Source organism: Roseibium sp. RKSG952 (assembly GCF_009711355.1).
In genome coordinates, this window is sequence record NZ_SMMF01000033.1 from 1 (window position 1) to 214 (window position 214).

Here is a 214-nt window from a genome sequence, read left to right on the forward strand (position 1 = left end):
GCCGTGCGTCAGCCGGATGACCGGCTGGCCCTCGCCGGAGAACACCTCGCTGCTGAAAGTGATCCTGTCGGGTTCATCCCCATTGGCCCGATTGTTGGCATAGGCAATCGCCTCGCGCAGAGAAATCAGGCCGTCGGTCAGGTCCACAATGTCTTCAGCGGTGGTGACTTCGAGGCCGGGTGTGTCCGCCTGCAGCTCCAAAGCCCCGGCATCG

1 protein-coding gene is annotated in these 214 nt (G+C 63.6%); it reads right to left on the bottom strand.

Going from position 1 to position 214, the window contains the following annotated elements; genetic code table 11:
* Positions 1-214: CSLREA domain-containing protein (locus E1297_RS48620; RefSeq protein ID WP_196223048.1), on the bottom strand; the 214-nt coding region annotated here is incomplete at both ends.